At 54.1% G+C, this 20,280-nt stretch carries 12 protein-coding genes; 1 reads left to right on the forward strand and 11 read right to left on the reverse strand.

Annotated features, from left to right (window positions below; translation table 11 throughout):
- Window positions 1–187 precede the first annotated feature (187 nt).
- The 10 genes from J2X15_RS18395 to J2X15_RS18440 form a co-directional block, all read right to left on the reverse strand.
- The gene (locus J2X15_RS18395) at window positions 188–1,366 is read right to left on the reverse strand and encodes a carbohydrate ABC transporter permease (RefSeq protein WP_310345652.1); all 1,179 of its coding nucleotides are present in this window, start codon (window positions 1,364–1,366) and stop codon (window positions 188–190) included.
- On the reverse strand, window positions 1,363–2,367 hold the full coding sequence (locus tag J2X15_RS18400) for a carbohydrate ABC transporter permease (RefSeq protein WP_310345654.1): 1,005 nt from the start codon (window positions 2,365–2,367) through the stop codon (window positions 1,363–1,365). Before J2X15_RS18400 ends, J2X15_RS18395 begins: the two co-directional genes overlap by 4 nt.
- A gap of 107 nt (window positions 2,368–2,474) precedes the next feature.
- The gene (locus tag J2X15_RS18405; RefSeq protein WP_310345657.1) at window positions 2,475–3,782 is read right to left on the reverse strand and encodes an ABC transporter substrate-binding protein; all 1,308 of its coding nucleotides are present in this window, start codon (window positions 3,780–3,782) and stop codon (window positions 2,475–2,477) included.
- A 77-nt stretch (window positions 3,783–3,859) separates the two neighbouring features.
- Complete coding sequence (locus J2X15_RS18410; RefSeq protein ID WP_310345659.1) at window positions 3,860–4,861, reverse strand: ABC transporter ATP-binding protein; 1,002 nt, start codon at window positions 4,859–4,861, stop codon at window positions 3,860–3,862.
- Between the two features lie 27 nt (window positions 4,862–4,888).
- On the reverse strand, window positions 4,889–6,484 hold the full coding sequence (locus tag J2X15_RS18415; protein WP_310345661.1) for a methyl-accepting chemotaxis protein: 1,596 nt from the start codon (window positions 6,482–6,484) through the stop codon (window positions 4,889–4,891).
- Window positions 6,481–7,485, reverse strand: a complete 1,005-nt coding sequence (locus tag J2X15_RS18420; RefSeq protein ID WP_310345662.1) for an aldose epimerase family protein — start codon at window positions 7,483–7,485, stop codon at window positions 6,481–6,483. Before J2X15_RS18420 ends, J2X15_RS18415 begins: the two co-directional genes overlap by 4 nt.
- A 22-nt stretch (window positions 7,486–7,507) precedes the next feature.
- A complete protein-coding gene (gene xylA, locus J2X15_RS18425; protein ID WP_310345663.1) occupies window positions 7,508–8,821 on the reverse strand; it encodes a xylose isomerase in 1,314 nt (437 codons plus the stop codon).
- 71 nt (window positions 8,822–8,892) lie between these two features.
- A complete protein-coding gene (locus tag J2X15_RS18430) occupies window positions 8,893–10,902 on the reverse strand; it encodes a glycoside hydrolase family 31 protein (RefSeq protein WP_409034307.1) in 2,010 nt (669 codons plus the stop codon).
- Window positions 10,903–11,202: 300 nt separating this feature from the next.
- Window positions 11,203–12,975, reverse strand: coding sequence for an RICIN domain-containing protein (locus tag J2X15_RS18435; protein WP_310345666.1), 1,773 nt, complete (start codon window positions 12,973–12,975; stop codon window positions 11,203–11,205).
- A gap of 264 nt (window positions 12,976–13,239) precedes the next feature.
- Window positions 13,240–14,274: a LacI family DNA-binding transcriptional regulator gene (locus J2X15_RS18440; RefSeq protein WP_310345668.1), complete on the reverse strand. Its 1,035-nt coding sequence runs from the start codon at window positions 14,272–14,274 to the stop codon at window positions 13,240–13,242.
- Between the two features lie 806 nt (window positions 14,275–15,080).
- On the opposite strand from J2X15_RS18440, the gene J2X15_RS18445 reads away from it, so the two are divergent.
- The gene (locus J2X15_RS18445; RefSeq protein WP_310345670.1) at window positions 15,081–15,479 is read left to right on the forward strand and encodes a TA system antitoxin ParD family protein; all 399 of its coding nucleotides are present in this window, start codon (window positions 15,081–15,083) and stop codon (window positions 15,477–15,479) included.
- A 179-nt stretch (window positions 15,480–15,658) separates the two neighbouring features.
- Here J2X15_RS18445 and J2X15_RS18450 read toward each other — a convergent pair whose 3' ends face one another.
- Window positions 15,659–20,257 carry a P-loop NTPase family protein gene (locus J2X15_RS18450; RefSeq protein WP_310345671.1) on the reverse strand — a complete coding sequence of 1,533 codons (4,599 nt, stop codon included), beginning with the start codon at window positions 20,255–20,257 and terminating at the stop codon, window positions 15,659–15,661.
- Window positions 20,258–20,280: the final 23 nt, after the last annotated feature.

The raw sequence follows: 20,280 nt of genomic DNA on the forward strand, positions 1-20,280 counted from the left end.
TGTTGATTTCAGATTCGGACCATAGTATTCAGAAGCCCATGTCGGAAAACTCCAGACAGAAATTCCCAAAGCAGCCGCAAATGCCATTGCGAGTTTTTTAACTCCATGGGCACTGCGCTCACCTCTACAAGATCTATTCAACATACATTCTCCTTTCAGTTAACTTTTGCTGCACCGTTGGAAATACTCAACCGCCTTTGACTGAGCCGGCCAGAAGGCCTCTGACAAAGAAGCGTTGCAACGAAAAGAACACGGCAACTGGTACTGCTATTGAGACAAATGCAGTTGCTGTGAGAAGTTCCCAGGATTCGCCTCTTGATCCCATCAAATCGTTGAGTTTGATAGTCAGAACAATTTGATCAGGGGCTTTCCCCAAAAATATCAATGCAACCAACAGGTCGTTCCAAACCCAGAGGAACTGGAAGATTGCAAAGCTGGCCAGTGCGGGTAAGGACAAAGGCAATACGATGCTGGTGAATATTTGAAAATGCGATGCACCGTCCATCCGCGCACTCTCAATGATGTCGCGTGGCAATGCCGCGATGTAGCTTCTCAAAAGGTAGATGGCCATAGGCAGCCCAAAAGCCGTATGCGCCAACCACAGACCTGCGTAGGTCTTTGATTCAACACCCAGAGCAGCGCTGATTTGGTTGTACATTTTTAACAAAGGAATCAGCGATACCTGAAGCGGAACAACCAGCAACCCCACCACCACAATGAAGAGCCACTTTCGTCCAGGGAAGCTCATCCAACTGAATGCATACGCCGCAAATGCCGCGATCAAAATTGGGATGAATGTGGCGGGAATAGCAACCTTGAAGGTATTCAAGAATGCTTGCCACACACCTTCCGAGTTCATAACCTTCTGGTAGTTTTGGGTCGTAAATTCTGGCGGTGTCTGAGCCACGTAGAAAATTCTGATGCCTCTTTCCTTGTCGTAGTTTTCGTTCAGCTCCAGACGGTAGGTGCTATCGGCGTTGACCGTCAAACGCCCATCCGCTTTTCCGTCGGTTGTATCGAAAATTTGGCCGTCTGCGACGTCAATGGTGGTCCCGGTCACATACTCATCCGGATGCGATGAGCTAAGCGAGAAGGTGCTCAACTGGACATGGGCCGCCTCAGGGATCAAACGCCCTGCGATGACAAATAGCGGGCCCTCTGTGACGACGCTTTGCGCACCGCCCGTGCGACGCATATCCGCCCTGGTCTGTGTGGAGAGCGCCGTCCACCAGCCGCTTGATGCAAGTTGCTCCTTGACCCGAAAACTGGATACCAGCAGACCGAAGGTGGGCAAAATCCACACGAGCACAATTGCCAGCAAAGACAACTGCACCAATATGGACGCCGGACTGAAATACCTTTTCATCGTTGTGCCTCTTCTGTCCGGAATCTTCGAATGTTGAACGCCATGACTGGAACTACAGCCACCATGAGCACCATCGCCAGGATGGAGCTTCGACCATAGTCCCCTCCTCCTCTGAACATCCAGTCGTACATCAGATTTGCCAATACGCTGGTATCCCATTGCCCACCGGTCATGGCAATGACAATGTCAAAAACCTTGAGCACGATGATGGTGATCGTCGTCCAGACAACCAGCACGGTAGACATGACTTGAGGAATCAGAATTTCAAAGAATATCTGCAGACCACTGGCACCATCAATATGGGCGGCCTCAATCGTCTCCGTAGGTACCCCACGCAGGGCAGCGGAAAGAATGACCATGGCGAAACCTGTCTGAATCCAAATCAGGATGGCCATTAGGAAAAAGTTGTTCCAAAACGGAATTGTGACCCAGGCCTGTGCTTCCAATCCAAGCCCCATCACCGCCGCGTTCAAAATGCCGATTTGATCGGCCCCAGGGCCGCGGAAGTCGTACACAAACTTCCATATGACGCTGGCCCCCACAAAGCTGATCGCCATAGGCATAAAGATCATGGATTTTGCTACCCCCCCCCACCACACTTTGTCTGCCAAGACTGCCACGATCAGCCCCAGCGCGGTTGAGACTGCGGGAACAACGAGCAGCCACAGAAAATTATTTCGAATAGTCAGCAGGAAGTTTTGGTCAAAAACTATCCACCGATAGTTGCTGAACCCAACGTAGGTTTCACCCGTTGCATTGAAGAAGGTGAGTCTGAACGTCTCCAACAAGGGATACAACAGAAACAAACCCAAGAGCAGCAATGCCGGAGCAATAAACAGCCAGGGACGCGTTTTGGAGCGAATCTGATCTAACGTCTTGCGACCAACGAACGGTACATGGATGATTTTGTCCAGGACAAAGTTGGATCCCGCGAAATAGAACAGGCATACAGCGATGCTGATCAACACGGCGGTTAATGTTTGTAGCAGTTGTTCGGTCATGCAAATTGACTCTTGTGATGTCGGCAGCAAGGATTTGAGCCGGACAGTGGCCCATGGGCCACTGTCCCTATACGCCAGTTTCCAGCGCAACGCTCCAGCTTTGGGACTTACTTGATTGCGTCCCAGCTCTTTTGAATTTCGTCAGCAACTTCTCTTGCCGACTGACCACCGGAGAAGTTGACCATCCCCTTCCAGAAGCTTCCTGCACCAATGGCACCGGGCATCAAGTCGGATCCATCGAAACGGAAGGTTGTTGCATTGAGCAAAATCTCGCCCTGCTTCTTTTGGGCCTTGGTCTTGTACTTGGCAAGATCAACGCCCTTGTGCGGAGTGAGGAAGCCAGGACCGTCGGCCATCCATGTTTCATGCGCTGGCGCACTTTGCATGAAGTCCATAAATGCATGTGCGGCTTTGCTGTCTTTGGTGATTGTCAAAATCGTGCCGCCACCAAGAACAGGTTTTCCTAGGCTTTTGCTGGCATAAGCTGGGAAATAGAAGAAATCAGCTTCGTCCGCTTTTCCTTCGGGAAAGAACGCGGGAATGAAACTCGCTTGGCGATGCATGTAGCACTTGGGAGGAGATCCAAAAAGTCCTTTTGGACTATCTTTGAAGCTGATCGTCGCAACAGCCTTGGCGCCGCCGTCAACATTCGCGTCGTCCTTAGCAAACCAACCGTACGCATTAAGTGCTTCCAAAACGCGCTTGTCGTTGAATTTGATGGTGTTGTTTACCCAGCCGTCGTAGACGTCTGGTGCGTTGACGCGAAGCATGAAATCTTCCACCCAATCAGTGCCGGGCCAGCCCGTGGCGGCATCGCTGCCCAAACCGATACACCAGGGTTTTGTACCGCCGGCCGCAGCCATCTTCTTGGTCAAGGCTTGCAGTTCTTCCATCGTCTCCGGTACTTTGTAGCCCTTCTCCTTGAAGTTTTCAGGGATGTACCACACGAGACTCTTCACATTCACGTTGTAGAAGAAACCGTAAAACTCCTTCTTACCTTCTTTGTTCGAGTAGGTACCGAGATCTGCCCAAGAACTGCCAGCTGCATAGTTCTTTTTGACCCAATCGCGGCTCTTGTCGCCCAACGGCGTCAGGGCGCCGATCGCAGCCATATTTGCGGCCAATCCAGGCTGGGGGAACACAGAAATATTGGAAGGCGATCCGGCCTTAATGTCGATCACAATCTGCTGCTCTGAGCTGGAGGAGCATGATGTTTTCACGACTGCCCCAGTTGCTTTCTCAAACACCTCCAGCACCTTCTTGAACGAAGCCTCTTCCGGCCCGGTCCAAGGACACGTAATGGTGAGAACTTCACCTTTGAGATTGGGCCCTTTGTAGTCCGCAGCCATGGCTGGGGCAACAAAGGATGCCATTGCCAGAGCGCTCGCCCCAGCGATCACCGATTTCTTAAACATACCTTCTGTCTCCTATAAAAAGCCCTGTAGCCGATCCACAAGGTCAACCAAAATTCATTGTTTTTTTGCTTCTTGGCTCAGATGCGCCTACCTGCGGAATCAAATCCAAGCATGTCTTCGTGTCTAAACCCAAGTCCGATGGCCGAACCTGGCTCCAATCCCAGAGTGCCTTCCATACGGACGCTGATGTCCCCCAATGCACCTGCATCCACGTAGGCGAACGTTTCATTGCCAAGCTGCTCCGAGTGTTTCAATTTGCCCTGGATGGCACCTTCTGGGATGACTTTCAGATGCTCGGGACGAATACCTACCGTCGCGGCGTTGTTGCGCGCTGCGAATTCGCCTGTGATGAAGTTCATTTGGGGGGACCCCAAGAATCCCGCCACAAAAATGCTCGCAGGTTTGTTGTACAAATCCAGCGGACGCCCAACCTGTTCCACACGGCCTTTGTTCAGAACCACGATCTTGTCTGCGAGAGTCATCGCCTCGACTTGATCATGGGTGACATAGACCATCGTGGAGCCCAGGCGCCGGTGCAAAGTTTTAAGTTCAACCCGCATCTTGGTGCGAAGCGCTGCATCCAGATTGGAGAGCGGTTCGTCAAATAGAAAGACCTTCGGATCGCGCACAATGGAGCGGCCTATGGCCACGCGCTGGCGCTGCCCACCAGACAGCGCTTTGGGAAGACGATCGAGATATTCCGTGATCTGCAAAATCTCTGAGGCCTCCTGGACTCGCCTGTCGATTTCAGATTTGGCAACTTTGGCGATCTTCAATCCGAAAGCCATGTTGTCGTACACCGTCTTGTGCGGATAAAGCGCGTAGCTTTGGAAAACCATAGCAACGCCACGCTGGGAGGGTGATACGTCGTTGACGATCTCTCCCCCTATGGACAGCTGACCATCGGATATCTCTTCCAGCCCAGCGATCATTCTCAAGAGCGTGGACTTCCCGCACCCTGAGGGCCCGACAAACACAGCAAATTCGCCAGGTTCGATGTCCAAATCAATTCCATGAATGACATCAATTTTTTCGTAGCTCTTCTTGATACTGCGCAGGCGCAGGTCTGCCTTACTCATGTTGAAATTCCATTCCAGTGACACACATTAAATTTTGAGTTTGGGAAGTGCAGCTATGGCTAGCTGCTGGTAGGGGACCTGATGACTTGGCAACTTGAATGCAGAGACCACCTGAACCAGATCCTGCGCTTGGCTCTTGAGGCTGGAAGCCGCAGCCGCCATCTCTTCCACCAGGGCAGCGTTCTGCTGCGTTGTTTGATCCATGGAGCCTACGGCTTCTCCCACCTGGGCCACACCAGCACTCTGTTCACTGCTGGCTGCTGAGATCTCTCCCATGATGTCCGTGACGCGGCGAATGCTGTTCACCACCTCGGTCATGGTCGATCCTGCCTTGTCTACCAGGGCGGTACCCTGTTCTACCCGTTCCACGCTGGTGCCGATCAGGGTTTTGATTTCTTTGGCGGCTTCTGCGGATCTTCCTGCAAGAGACCGGACTTCAGAGGCGACGACGGCAAAGCCTCTTCCCTGTTCTCCGGCCCGGGCAGCTTCTACGGCAGCGTTCAAAGCCAGGATGTTGGTCTGGAAGGCGATTCCGTCGATGACGCTGATGATGTCGGCGATCTTTCGGCTGGATTCGTTGATGCCTTTCATGGTTTCAACGACTTGGCCTACGGCTTCTCCACCCTGAATAGCTACCGTAGAGGCATTCATGGCCAGCTGATTGGCCTGGCGGGCGGAGTCGGCGTTTTGTTTGACGGTGGAGCCCAGTTCTTCCATGGAAGCGGCGGTTTCTTCCAGGGCGCTGGCTTGTTGTTCGGTGCGGGCCGAGAGGTCGTGGTTGCCTTGCGCGATCTCGGCGCTGGCGGTGGCCACCGATTCAGAGCCTTGGCGCACGGAGGAGACGACACTTACCAAGCTTGACTGCATATCCTTTAGCGCGGATAGCATCATTGCCGTTTCACTGTGACCGTCACTCTCAATAGTTTGTGTTAGGTCACCTCCCGCGACCGTACGGACAATTGCTACCGCGTGATTGATGGGCGTTGTAATGGCTCGAATCAACTGCCAGCCAATGACGGTTCCTAATAGCAACGCCGCGAGCGCGATAGCTCCAAATATCGTAATGCTGCGCTCGTACTGACTACTTGCGCGAGCATGCTCTTCCTTGACGGCTTCAAGTTGCATGTCCATCAACAAATTGAGCTCCTTGCCCACCGGCGCTATTGCGCCATCCAGATCTTTAATGAGCAACGAAATCTTGTTCATGTCTCCAAAATCAAGTGCCGTTTTCAACTCATCAATCGGAGCTTTCGTCTTGGCAATCAGTGCCGATGTCTTTGTGACACTCGCCTTCTCTGCCCCAACATGGTCAGACCCTGAAAACTCTTCCCATAACTGGGCCGAGCGTTTGATTCCTACGTCAACTTGCGCTAATCCCTGCTTGGGATCCAACAACCCCAAGGACACCTTGTTGGCACTATCCAGGATGTTGTTCAGATACAGATCCGTGATCAACTTCAACCGCTCCATGGGAAGCAGGCGGTCGCTATAAATGGAGTTGATCGTCTGGTTGGTGCTAGTCGCCAAATACATTCCAAATGCAGCGACCACTGCGACCATCAAGACCAATGCGGAGAACCCCAAGGTCAGTCTCGTTGCAATCTTCAAGTTATTGATCTTCACAGGAGTACCTCTTCAATCTTTCGACATTTGAAATTTCCCGCCGAATCAATCCCATCGACTCCTCTTACGTTGTCAATAGTCAGCGTCAAGTACCACTCTTTTGCAGACTTTCCTTCGACGGTCTGAACTCTCCCCCAATGGTTTGCGACCCCCAAATCATCAAATGCACCGGTACAAGGCTCTAGGGCAGTGGCGCACTGATCGCCAACGAGTCCATCCCATACGCCCAGGTAGGGCACAGCACTTACCGGATAAGACAGCCCGATCGCGCTTCCCGTTTTGGGATTGAACAACGCGCACCATCCCTCATCCAGCGTCTCCATGGCGTAGTATTTTTCGCACTTACCCGGATACATCGGGGTTGACGTGGAAATGGGGTAGTCAATGCCATCCACAACCGTGGTGGGCCAGGTGTGCATAGACCCAAATTTGCCCAGTTTGTTGTCCACACTGCAGGTGGACATGACAGTTTTCACTGCGGCGGGAAGGCGTATTTCAAAGTCTTCTTCACGCACAAAGAGGATGTGAGGAGCCCATATGTAGGCGAATGGAAAGTCAGACCGATTAGCAACGCTGTATGAAATCTTCAGGCAGTTGTCCTGCTGGAATTCAATCGTCTTTTTGAGCTGATACGGGAACCGTACACCCTCAACAGTCAGCGTTAAATGGTCGTCATATCGCTGGGCCGTCCAAGGCAATGCCCACACTTCTCCGTGATCAGGTATCTCTATCCCGCTCCACGGAGCCGTTGGATAACGGCATGCTTCTATAGAAGGGAATACCTCATCGAAGCCACTCTGATCCCCGTCAAAGAAACTGGTGTCATAGCTAGAGCGTCTGAATTCCGCATTTTTAGACTGAACCAGCAACTCTTTGTTTTCAACCTTGTTGAAAATACTCTGAATCTTCCCGCCACTTTCCGGAAGAACGGTCACTCTCATTCTGTCGCTCTCCATCACGACGGATGCAACGTTTTTGTAGAGCGATTCGTAAATCAACATGGAAGCGGGCTTTCGGACTTGCTCAGATGTACGAGTTCAGCAGGTTCTCCAAATGCTCCTGGCGCCCCGACACCGGCTGGGTGTCAGTGTTGTGGCCCAGCACATGGGCAGCCACGGCGTCCAAGCCCATCTTGCCGTCCAGCATGCTTTGTGCAAACGGGGTGTTCCAGCCCGCGTAGCGGTCGTCCACCAGCTTGGCCAGCTTGCCATCGGTGATCATTTTTTCGGCGATCAGCAGCGCGCGGGCCGTCACGTCCATGCCGCCAATGTGGCCATGGAACATGTCTTCCGGGTCGATGGACTGGCGGCGCACCTTGGCGTCAAAGTTCACGCCGCCGTTGACGAAACCGCCACCTTGCATGATGGTGTACATGGCCAGCGCGGTCTCGGGGATGCTGTTGGGGAACTGGTCGGTGTCCCAGGCGCACTGCATGTCGCCGCGATTCATGTCGATGGAGCCGAAGATGCCCAGATCTACCGCGGTGGCGATTTCGTGCTCGAAGCTGTGGCCGGCCAGCGTGGCATGGTTGGCTTCGATGTTGACCTTGATTTCTTTTTCCAGGCCGTAGCGGCACAGGAAGCCGTACACCGTGGCACTGTCAAAGTCGTACTGGTGCTTGGAGGGTTCACGCGGCTTGGGTTCGAGCAGGATGGTGCCCTTGAAGCCGATCTTGTGTTTGTATTCCACCACCATGTTCAGGAAGCGGCCCATCTGGTCCAGCTCGTGGCCGATGCGGGTGTTCAGCAGGGTCTCGTAACCTTCGCGGCCGCCCCACAGCACATAGTTGGCACCGCCCAGCTTCAGCGTGGCGTCCATGGCTTCTTTGACTTGCAGGGCTGCCAAAGCAAAAATCTTTGGATCTGGATTTGTAGAGGCCCCTCCCATGAAACGGCGGTGGCTGAACAGGTTGGCGGTGCCCCATAGCAGCTTCTTTCCCATGGCTTCTTGCTTTCCAGCCAGCACATCCACCATCTCCCGGAAGTTGTTCACGCTTTCACGGGGGGTGGCGCCTTCAGGCGCGACGTCGCGGTCATGGAAGCAGTAGTAGGGCGCACCCAGCTTGCTGAAGAACTCAAACGCCACATCCGCCTTGGCCTTGGCCGCAGCCATGGGGTCGGCCATGTGCTGCCAGGGGCGCTGGAAGGTGTCGCCGCCAAACGGGTCCAGGCCGTTCCAGCAGAAGCTGTGCCAGTAGCAGACGGCAAAGCGCAACTGCTCTTCCATGCGCTTGCCCAGCACGATGCGGTTTTTGTCATACCACTTGAAGGACAGTGGGTTGTCGGAAGTAGGGCCTTCGTAGGCGATGGGGGGGACGTTGGAGAAGTAGGTACTCATAGGGTTCTCATTAATCGGGCTCTTGGCTTTGGCTAGCTTTGCGGCGCTTTCCCCGCAGGGTCGACCTCGGCTCAAATTGGCAAATTTGCTCCGTCGCGGATAAAGATGGGGATCTCCGAAAGCGGAGCGTTGACGGTGATCCATTGACCACCCTCATGCACCACCTTCAACGAGCACTCCTTCCAGTTGGCTCCATCGGGCAAATAGATTCGACGCACTCTTTCGCGCTCGTGTAAGACGGGTGCGATGAGTAAATCCGGACCAAACATGTATTGATCCTCAACGCCCCAAGCGCTTTGGTCTTTAGGAAAGTCATAGAACAAGGGACGCATGGGCGGCGTGCCAATGTCGTGCGCCTCTTTCATCAGCCTTGTGATATACGGCCGCAGGCGTTCCCGCATCAACATGTATTTTTTGAAGATATCGAAGGCTTCATCACCGTAGCTCCAAACTTCGTTGGGAGCCCCCGAGGCACACAAACCACCGCCCTTCATACCCAATGGCGGGGAATGCGGTTCTCGGTCACCATGCATACGAAATACCGGGCAGAAAGCGCCAAACTGAAACCAGCGCACCATGCACTCCCTGAAATCCGGGTCATCGGGATTCCCCCCGTGAAACCCGCCGATGTCCGTGGTGAACCAGGGAATGCCGGACAAACCCATACTGAGGCCCGCGGCCAACTGATTACGCAACGATGCGAAGCTGGAATCAATGTCGCCGGACCACACCAGGGCACCATATTTCTGACTGCCCGCCCAAGCACAGCGGATCAGGTTGATGATGTCTTTCTGCCCCTCTTGTTCCATGCCCTCATAAAACGTTTTGGCATACATCAACGGGTAGATATTTCCTACCTGGACGTTCGGCCCCAGGTGGTATCGATAGTTGTCAAAGTCGTAGACGGAGTACTCTGGCTCCGCCTCGTCCAGCCAAAAAATTCGAACGCCCTTGTCGTAATAGTTGGTTTTTGCTTTTTCCCATACGTACTGTCGTGCCTTGGGATTGGTGGCATCAAAGAAAACGGTGTTGCCCAGAAAATCCATGCTGGTGCGAATGCCGCGGTCCGTACGGATGAGGTAGCCCTTGCGGAGCATCTCCTCATAGTTCTCGCTGGTCTTGTCTACCGTTGGCCAGATCGACACCATCAGCTCGATCCCCATGGACCGCAGTTCACGGACCATGCCTTCCGGATCAGGCCAGTAGTCTGGGTCGAAGCGCCAGTCGCCCTGGTTCGTCCAATGGAAAAAATCAACAACGATGACCGAGATGGGAAGCTCGTGGCGCTTGTACTCCCTGGCAACCTCAAGCAACTCTTCTTGGGTCTGGTAGCGCAACTTGCATTGCCAAAACCCCATACCGTAATCAGGCATCATGGGGGCGGTGCCTGTTACCGCCGCATACGCCTGCTCAATGGCTGCCGGTGTGTCACCTGCGGTGATCCAGTAGTCAAGCTGTTTGGTCGCTTTTGCATTCCATTCAGTAATGTTCTTTCCGAACGTGACTTGCCCAATGGCAGGGTTGTTCCAAAGAAACCCATACCCCAAATTCGACAGAAAGAAAGGGATAGTCGCCTGGGAGTTTCTGTGCGCCAGCTCAAGCGTGCAGTTCTTAATATCCAGAAACGGCTGCTGATAGAGTCCCATTCCGAATACCTTCTCTTCTGGATTCGATTCAAAGCGCGCAGTAAGCCCATAGTCACCTCCCAGAACAGGTTTGAATTCGCGCGCATCAATGTTCAACGCGCTGCAAAACTCCGAAATGTTCTTCCGTGAACGCAGATATTCCTGGAGAAGCAGATCGCCGTTTTGATTTGAGAAGGTGATCTTTCCTGCGGCAGAGACATCCGCCCGAATGTTCCCGTTCACAATGGCTGCGCTGTCTCCATAGAGAGTGATCTTGACTTCCGATTTATCCGCGGGCAGCAGCGCCCAGTCTTCATCCAGCATGGATGCGGCGTGGGTTGTCCGGACCCGGAGACTGTTATTCCGCCATGCCTCAATCCAAAGTTGCTCCGAGTCATATTCACGGATTAAGCGGCCTTCTTCGACCCGAAATAGACTGTTTTTTGAATACGTCATTTACTTAGCTGTGTAGAAATTGCTTGCCGGTAGTTCTGCGTTTCACTTGTCCTCAGAACAAGCCGCGTTACATACTGACTGGGTCACTTTTGCCCGATTCTCGTAAACGTTTCCAATTTACCGGAAACGTTTACGGAAATTGAATTATTCATGCCGAAATCTGGACTGTCAAGGAGTTGGGGACTGGGGAAAACCCTCGAAATGAGGAAGGGGAATGAGGCTGTGCGCGTGCCCAAAGCCGAGGCAAAGATGCCGCCCGCAACGGGCATTCACAAGGGAATGCCCGTTGCCTATACGGGTCTATCGACCTGGCAACACCCAGGTCTGGTTCAGAGGGCTAGCTTGTCCGGCTGGATTGCATGTCCACTGATGAATGACGGCGTTCGCCGCGGTTGAAATTCCCTTTACATCGACGCACTTGCCACTGTGGCGCGCTACCAATTGGTAATCCTTGGGGCCGTTGCCGCTGTAGGTCACCTTGCGTGTCATGAATTGCTGGTTCTGTGCTCCCGCAATACAAGACCATTGCCCTATGGCAGTTCCATCGGTCAAACCAATGCCGCTGACATCCAAACATTTCCCGCTGAGCTGATTCACCACGGTAAAGGTGTCTGCAACACCGGCGACAGGTATGAACTTCCACGCTTGCTGCGTTCCTCCTTCGCAGTGGTACTGCTGCTGTTGGGTGCCATTAGCGAGAGACAGGTTGGTGTCGTCAAGACATTGGTTGCTGTGCCGCGCAATGGCCGCTGTTGTGAAAGACGTGTCGCTGGGTGGCAGCACGGTAATGGTGAATCCATCATCTTGATTGGTCCGCGCAATGTTCACCGTCGTGGCGTTATTGCTAAGTCCGACAAACGAGTTAGAGATTGTCTCTGGACTGCTCACCGCCCCCCCACCGTTGTAGGGAATACGTTGCACCACAATCCGCACCATGTTGTTTTCAACAATGCCGGAAGTGGAATTCAACCCAGTAAGACTGATAGCCATGTTGCCTGTGGTTCCGCCTCCCCCCAAAAGGATCTGCGCTTTGCCCGTTGTCTTTGTGGCAAAGGCGTCATAAGAGGCGCTTGGGGTAGTTGAAACGACATTGCCAGTCTGCGAACCATAGTAGCGATAAGTCCACCATTCCCCTGTCGGGAGGTATTGCGACCCGGTTTTCACCAGCAGTTTGGCTTCAAAGTCGTTGAGTCCCGCTCCGAGTGCCCAGTTGGCCCGCAAGCCATTGGCGCCAGCACGTTCCAGCCGCGAGATGTACCAGGCACCGTGGCTTGGCTTCTGTTCACCCGTGGCCGCATACTCGTTGATTTGGTATCGCGTGGTGCGTTGAATATTGCGCGCGGCAAGCATCTGGTCGCCCACCTGAGTGGTAGCAACAGGATCACCAGGCAAGGCGTGATAACTGTAAATATTGGGCAGAACGCTATTCGCCTTTGCATAGTCTAAGTAATTGGACCACCAGCTTCCTGCTTGGGAAGTGGGTGGACGAGACGTGCTGGGACCCACAATCACGGCATTCGGGAAGGCAGTGCGAATCCGCTGGTAACCCCGTTTCCACATTTCCAGGTATTGCGTCTGGTTGCGTTGCCAGAAGGTTCCGATATCTGGTTCGTTCCAGATATCCCACTGAACATTGACCCCACTGGCCTGCACGTCACTGATGAGTTGATTCAAAAACGCGTCGTAATTGGCCCAATTGCCGCTGTCGCCCGGGAACACAGAAGCGTTTGTTTCGGCATCTGCACCCCAGAGATCATGAACAAGCATGACGAATTGGCCGCCCAGTGCGGCAGTCCGAATAGCTTGGGCTTTCGTTGCGTTCCACCGGCGGGGATAGGTGCCGCCCACCCAACCACCGGGATTGTCGAGTTGGGCACCACCTGCGCGCATGTAGTTCCACTTGATGTCGGTGAAGAAGTGATCCTGTGGCAGGCTCCCGTTCTCGGTCATCCCGTAGATGATTCCTGACGCGAGATACTGAGGTGCGCCGCCCGCTACGGCGAAATTTACGCCGATGGATTCGTCACCCGCTACTGCTGGCCGCACGGCGAGAAGACCGGATACAAGAGTCATGGCGATTGCTGCCAAGGGCCACCGGTTTTTACCGCGAGCGCTACGGCGTGTGGATGGTGTTGTCATGTAATTGCACCTTTTTAAACAAAGGAGGTTGAGGACGGTCTCCGTGCGCACGGCCAGCTTCACCTTGCACCATTGAGCCTGGGAATTCACATCGTCGATTTTCCGGAAACGTTTACGACAAGAGGATTATTTGTTCCGAATTTCGGACTGTCAAGAAATTGGAAGTCGGTGAAAACCCTCAGACTGAGGGCTAAAAAATCAGGCAGGCGCGGTGCCGTCACTCTCGCCGTGGAGGATGTCCAGTGGCCAAAGTTGATGCGCATTTATCCCGGTCAGGTTTGCAGTTTGACCTGCCATATGTCCCAGCAACGCCTCAGCCAAGCACTCCCCCAATGGACGCAGATTCACCGAGAAACCGCTCAGGGTAGGCGTCAAATATTGCGCCAGTTCACCTGTGAGTACCCCGCCGAAAATTGCCATGTCGACGCCCGGCTTTTGTCCCAAACTTTGCATACATCCATATGCACCCACGGCCATGCAGTCACTCTGAAAGATGACCGCGGTGGGAGGGGCATCCAATGCGAGCAGTCTGGTCATCTCACGGTGGCCACCGCGCTCAGAGACTTCATCCCTGCCGAGATATTCCTTCTGCACACTCACCTTGTGTCTGCGCATTGCGGCTCGATAGCCGTGCCGCATCAGGTGCCCCTCCATCGCATCGTTGTTCGGCGTTACCAACGCGATGCGTCGATGGCCAATGGCAATCAATTGCCCAATCTCTTGTGCGATGCCGACTTCAAAGTCAAAGTCGACCCAGGAGTGCTCGCCTCCCGACAGGCTGCGGCCCCATGTCACGAAGGGAAAATCCTGCTCCGAGATGTAGTCTAGGCGGGGATCGCGGCGCAAAGTGCCTGCAAGGATGATGCCGTCCACCAACCGACGCTCTACTACGCGTTTCAAGCGCGAAAGCTCATCTGCAGGGTCACTGCTTTGAAACAGCACAAGCTCTAGATCCTCCGAGGCTATGCGCGCCTGAATGCCTTCCGCCAACGTGTGGAATGGATCCCAGTTGTGGTGCTGTGGACTACCCTTGGGTGGCAGCATGAGACCCACCGTGTTGTGGCGGCCTTTGCGCAAGCTCCGGCCCGACTGATTGGGTGAATACGCAATGGCCTTTGCTGCAGCTTTCACACGCTCACGCGTTTGCATACTGACTTCTGGATGGTCGTTCAACGCGCGTGAAACGGTTGCGATTGACAATCCAAGCGTTGAGGCCAGTCGTTTAATTCCCATTCAAGTCGCCCAATCATTTAGATGGAATCAAGCTCAACCGACAGCCCAGATTGAACTGCTTGAGCACTGCATGGATTCTATTTGCGTATATCTCCCTAAATTGCTTCTCCTTTCCCGTGCCTCTGTCACGTCATTTGATTTCCAAAACTGAATCCGGCCCCCCACCATGCTCAAGGTATGGCAAGCCACATATCAAATCGCGTCTGCAATCTGTCTAGAAACCCGGGGCGAATTAGCGATGATCGACCGACAGCTCAGGGTCGGGAGAGGGTATTGGCAAGCCCTGTACTCAGCGACAACTCTCGACTTGAATCAGTCACACGAACACCAGCAACTGAATCAAAGCGACCTAACTTTCCTTGCGAGGTCTTCCGAGAAAGTCGCGGCAGGCGGCCAGCTGTTTATTTAACAAACAACAAGACCGGCCACCCCGGCATCATTCCACTATGCAAAATTCACAGGCGGCATAGCTAAATTGACAATGAAAGTGGAAAGATGAATGGCGCATAGTGGAAGGTCAAGTGTCATTCCGCACCTGTCGGGTCTCAGCTAACCCCATACAGCCAGGCTAACGAAATCAAGGACTTACAAATTTCGTTGCAACTAAATCTGTAGCCCTGTTTCGGCTAACTCCGTATTTGTACCTATCTGTTGCACTTAAGTCGATATTTTTACTAGTGCCTGCTTCCGCCCAGAGTCTCGGCTTGTTGGCGCTCTACTCTTCAAGTAGCCCGGGGCGCAGCTCAGTGAGTCTGATTTCTGGATATTGCTTTGTATGTGACAAATGGCTACATACAATTTGAGACATGGCCCAGTCAATCCGAATTTCAGATGATCTGTACTCCATGGCTCAGAACGTAAGCCTAGCCCTTGGTCGTCCGCTCGCGCAGCAAATGGAGTATTGGGCCAGACTAGGCGCAGCACTTGATGCCGCTGGAATCTCAGCCGATGGAGCTATGGAATTACTTAACAGCGGCATCAAAGCCGACGAGTTCGTCGCTGTAGCCTTGGGGCAAGTACCCACTGAGAAGGACGGGGGGCTGACAATGCTCAAAGAGCGCCAGCGCAAAGCTGAGCAAGAGGTGGTGACCGGCCAACGGTCAGCGCGCAGTCTTTGGGTTGTTGGAGAGGGCGACCTGAAAGGCGCCTGCTTCACACTGAATCCAGAATCGGAATTTGCTGTCAACGGTGTCACCTGGAGATGACCCCCGAAGAAGGATGCGAAGCAAACGATATTGAGAAGTCAGCAAGACTAGCTTTCACCCTACTGGGAGATCGATTCAGCCGCTTCTGTGATTGCTGTCAGTGAGAAAGAACGCCGATGCCGCCAATGAAATCCCGCAAAGAGGCATAGATCTACTCCGGGGATCTCCTGCAGTTGAAGTCAACGGGGTTCCACCGTCGCGGTAGGCGAAGTTGCCAAGTAATCGCGAAGCTGGAATCCAAGCGATGATCCCGCGTCGACCAGCCGATCGAGTACGTCAAGGGTTGCCCTGCGCAGGTTGACGTCGTGAATCAGCGCCTCTCGATGTTCATGCACTGTCACTCGGCAGATAGTCTCAGCGTGCCACAAGCTGTTCCCATCCTCAAACAAGTCGGCGGGAGCTCTGCGTAGAGCGTCGCGCAATTGGGGGAGCGCCGATGGCACCGATGACACTCGGCCGACGCCTGCCATCAACCTCAGCAGGTTCTCCAAACCAGCACGGCTGTCGCCAACGGCTGTCAAACAATTGGCAATGAAGTACGGACGGGACCTAAGCAGCTCCAAGTCGACCCATGTCTTGGGCCAGTGCACAGAGCAGAGCAGAAGCGTCCTGAGCACTTTGTCGAATAAGCTGTGCGATCTTCGGCTCGCCGTTCTCAATGAGTCGTAGCCGAAGACCTTCACTGTGGCGCGATCCCAGATTCGCCACAGTGCCGCAGCGTTTACGAACTCTTGCTTCATGCACTCACCAAGAGCCGACTCAAGAATTCTTTCGCTGAGCTCAGGTGCACTTTCGAGGCAATGGTCAAGCGTCGCGAAGAGCGGTGAATCGTCATTTGGCTGCGCCATGAGTTCAACTCCCAATAGGTCACCCAACTCCCACCGTGCCTCGAAATCCACATGATCTGGTTCGCTACGCTGCACTCTGGGCCCACCCTCCTGGTCTGCTATGAGTTTGGCCAGCGTCGCGAGTGACTGAACTCGCCAGGCATCGAGCGCCTCGCTGCGCGCAGCGTCGAGAACTATCGTCCATTCCTTGACGGCAACCAAGTTCTTTGGTGATGAACGAACGCCAGGTTTCATCTGTTGTAACGCGCTACTTAACCAACCGGCAGTTGTTGCTCGAGCTTCTTCCAGGCGGTCACGAGCCAACCCACGAGGACGTTCGATCGTTGCGCCCAGTGCTTCGGCGTAGTGCGCAAGACCAGTGGTCAGTATTTCAGCCAGGACAGGTTGCTTAGGCCTCAACTCGTCGGAAATTGCTCTGGCCGCTGCCCGGCGCAGCTTCCACGTCGGTTCGGTGACGATATTTACCAGCGCGTCGGACATCTTGGGCTGGAATGGATCGATGGCAGCAAGCGTGACGATCGTCCGCGCTCGCAGCTCACCGATTGAAGGGTCGCGACTCAACCATGCGTCCTTGTCTTCGAGAATTGCGGAGCGTGCCAGCAGGAGGACTCGGGCCCATTGAAGTGCCTCTGAAGTGTCAGTGGGCCACTTGCCAATCAAGGCACAGGCAAGCTCTTCCTCCACTCCAGCGAATAAGCCAAACTCTTCATCTTGAATCTCGTCGCAGAGCCGAACGAACTCCCCATAGGCCTCAGTTGGAGACGAAAAGCGCTCTGCAGTTCCGGGCTCTGCTGTTGAGAACCGTCCCGTAACCGCTGCGGCCCAGGTGCGCACGGCAGCGATCCGGTTCATACGGTACATGCGAGCTTGGGCGTCATCGCTGGCTTGCTGCAGTTCGGGTTCAATGTCAGAAATCTCAAGAGAAACCCACTGTCCATCGCTGACGGCATCTCCGAGCCTTAGGCCTCGCGCATCCATGCGTTTGAGCGTAATGCGCCAGCCATCTGGAACCTCCTCAATACCATTCAACGCTTCCAGGTGGACGTCCAAAATCCTATAGATGGATTCGCGAAGGTCTGGACGGTTGAACTGCAACTGAAGAAATAGGACCTCCAAGTACTGTCGGCGATGCGGCAACCGATTGCTTGCAATGCGCTCCTTCTGTCTGGCTTCATCCAATCCATCGTGACCTCCATGGATTGCCAGTGCAGCGGCCTCCTGTACGCTGCGAGCGATATCATCAGAGAAGAAGTGCGGACACTTGAAGATCGACAGCAGCTTCTCAGTCACAAGATCGGGGTGAGCCATCAAGACACCTGCCACCATTCCTGTGGTAAAACTCGACTCCCCTTGTTCCAAGATGAACTCGAGTGCCTGAGAGACTAGTGTGGGCCGGGTTTTCGCTTCAATCAGGAGGCGCTCTTCAAGCGCCATCAAAGCCGCGTTCAGGACGTAGCTAGTGACCGAGTGCCCGCGATAGGCCACCCACAACCGAATGTCATGAATGTGCGGCCGAGAGTTCGGGCTTTGCTCTGGCGGCAGCATTGAAACTTCGTTCGCGCGCGTTGTGGCAAATGCTTTGGCTGTGTGATTGCACAGATCTACCACGAACCCAAGACTCCTTGGCCAAGCAAGCAGCAGCAATGAGCGGAACGGTCCCTGCAATACTGAAGGCGGGAAAAAGTCGTGAGCAGCGAGCTGGCTCAGTCCAAGTTCGGCCTCCCACCCGGTCATACCAAAGTGGCGTTTGACCTTCGACTTGGGTTCAGTGTAGAGAGACCAGAACACTTTCCACACAAGCTCCGGGGCAAAGAAACTCGCATCACGGCAGTTCTTCACGTTAATAAGAAACTTAAGACGCTCTTCCGAGTAGACATCACGGCGGTCCGACTCAGCAGACCGGCGCTCAAGTAGCCTCTCAATGAATGCTTCAAACCTAGCCGGATCGGCGCCCGAGCAGCGACACAGAAGGGCATAGAAGCGCTTGCCAATTGACTGCTCCCGGTACCAGTAATCTTTGTCGCTTCGGCAGAAATGCTCCGCCATGTTGAACACGTCAAGCACTCTTTGGGTAGGTTCTTGCCAGTTCTCATCATGGGACGTGGCGTCTTCCGCGAGCTGAACAACCCACGAGTTGCACTCAGCAGACATGTTCGCGAACGCCTTCGCAACCAATCCGATGACAACGTCCCAAGCTTCCCCAACGGGCGCAGCCATCCCAAGCCGAAGCACAATCTCCTTATACCCAGGGTCGTCCGCGAAACCGGAATAGTCGATCGAAGTCGGTCCTTTGCAAGCAACCCGCAGCAAGTGGCTCAGGCGCTGCAGGAGGGTGGCACTGTCGAAGGAGACGCTGCCACCAAGCTTTGCGACTAGTTCCTCGACCCTCTCCGAGCGCAAGAGACCAATGGCTACCTCGTCGCGCCATAACTGAGGAATGGTCGAATTTTGTCTGAGTGCGGCTTCGAGCAATGCATAGGCATCCCCATCGCTTTCGGCCGAACGTTGCGCTGTCCACGTACGCAGTGCCCTGCGCATACCAGCGTGGGAGCCTAGCTTGCCGAAGAGTGCATCCCAGTCACGCTCCGCGCTTCGTACCTCTCGTTCAATTCTGAAGAAGAGAGACCAGTCTTCCAAAACATCGTGGGCAGGAGCTACTCGATTCGACGCGTCTATTGCCAACACCGCATCTTGCACAAGCGATGCCACTGCCTCGGCATCATTTGGTGCCTCAACAAACTGCGCAAAGCGCTCCGTACGCGCGTAGCAGATCTCATCAAAAGTTACTCGACGACGCGCGGCTAGTCCCGCTGGCAAAGCTCTACTGGGAGCAACCCGCTCAGTCCACAGGCGGAGGCGCAAGTCGTTGCCGGTAACCTGCGGCAGCATCGTCCCAGCCGCGACATAGTTGAAGGCAAGGCGCAAGTAATAGGGCGTTCGAAGAACTTCTCGCACGCCTGCGTCCTTGGCCGCAATATCTTCAAGAGCTGTCTTGTCCACCGCTGCCGCAATCTCTGCGTCCATCAACAACGGAACATCTGTAACTTGGTAGGAGAAGTCAGAGAGAAAGAGAGAGTAGAGTGCGTTGAGAGCATATGAGCGGGTCGTTACGCAGAGCCTGACTCTCTTGTTCCGACGGACAAGCGCCAGCAGTTCCTCAAGGGCGCCTGGATTTCTTGCTTCGAGTGCCTTCTCCAGAGAATCGATAACGACAGTTGGCGTACCACTGCGCAAGAGACTCGCCATGCTCGACACTGCGTCAGGCATGCCATTGAGTGACTGAACTGCAGCCAAACTCGGCTCGTCGAGCTCATCAGCTCGGAAGAAAAATAATGGACCGGACTCGCGAAGCAATGGGGCAAGCTCCGTGATGACAGCTGACTTGCCGACCCCCGGGCCACCTGTGACGATGACAAGCTGCCGCTCCTCGAAACCCGCTAGTACTTTCGCAACGCATTGGCCACGAGGGATGTGCGTACCGTTGGGAAGCTTTGTTGATACGAGTGAGAGTTGAAGTTCTGCTCGGTCACTGAAGCGTTCGGCAATGCTTCCAAGGCCTCTGTGCCCTAAAACGCGACTGACGGCTTCCTGCAAACCAGCCTTCGCGGTTGCTTTCCAGGTGTCTCGCGTGACAGTGCCAACAGCTATGCCCTGTTCAAAGACATATGAGAACAAACCATCCCATAACTGCTCGCCTGAGTCCCCAGTTTTACCTGAGGACAACAGCGCCTGGATCAGATTTAGCTCCTGCGAGGCTTCGGTCCCGAGGTCATGTATGTCGACACGCAATCGTCGCATGAGGTCGAAGACGAGCTCGTCGGTGTACTTGGTGGCCAGGGTTATTCTGGAGATTTCCTTGTGTTGATTTCCGTTGAAAACTGATCCACTGGGGGTGCGGACAAAATCTTGGACTACTTGGAGGTAGTTCATGTATTCGTACGAAGACCGAATCC

This window comes from Rhodoferax saidenbachensis (assembly GCF_031457975.1).
Classification (GTDB): Bacteria; Pseudomonadota; Gammaproteobacteria; order Burkholderiales; family Burkholderiaceae_C; genus Allorhodoferax; species Allorhodoferax saidenbachensis_A.

Bases quoted from the DNA above. Each gene is read 5' to 3' on its own strand.
- J2X15_RS18445 (WP_310345670.1), top strand. From the start codon at position 15,081: ATGGCCCAGTCAATCCGAATTTCAGATGATCTGTACTCCATGGCTCAG.
- J2X15_RS18450 (WP_310345671.1), bottom strand. From the start codon at position 20,257: ATGAACTACCTCCAAGTAGTCCAAGATTTTGTCCGCACCCCCAGTGGA.
- J2X15_RS18410 (WP_310345659.1), bottom strand. From the start codon at position 4,861: ATGAGTAAGGCAGACCTGCGCCTGCGCAGTATCAAGAAGAGCTACGAA.
- J2X15_RS18440 (WP_310345668.1), bottom strand. From the start codon at position 14,274: ATGGGAATTAAACGACTGGCCTCAACGCTTGGATTGTCAATCGCAACC.
- J2X15_RS18430 (WP_409034307.1), bottom strand. From the start codon at position 10,902: ATGACGTATTCAAAAAACAGTCTATTTCGGGTCGAAGAAGGCCGCTTA.
- J2X15_RS18395 (WP_310345652.1), bottom strand. From the start codon at position 1,366: ATGAAAAGGTATTTCAGTCCGGCGTCCATATTGGTGCAGTTGTCTTTG.
- xylA (WP_310345663.1), bottom strand. From the start codon at position 8,821: ATGAGTACCTACTTCTCCAACGTCCCCCCCATCGCCTACGAAGGCCCT.
- J2X15_RS18435 (WP_310345666.1), bottom strand. From the start codon at position 12,975: ATGACTCTTGTATCCGGTCTTCTCGCCGTGCGGCCAGCAGTAGCGGGT.
- J2X15_RS18420 (WP_310345662.1), bottom strand. From the start codon at position 7,485: ATGTTGATTTACGAATCGCTCTACAAAAACGTTGCATCCGTCGTGATG.
- J2X15_RS18400 (WP_310345654.1), bottom strand. From the start codon at position 2,367: ATGACCGAACAACTGCTACAAACATTAACCGCCGTGTTGATCAGCATC.
- J2X15_RS18405 (WP_310345657.1), bottom strand. From the start codon at position 3,782: ATGTTTAAGAAATCGGTGATCGCTGGGGCGAGCGCTCTGGCAATGGCA.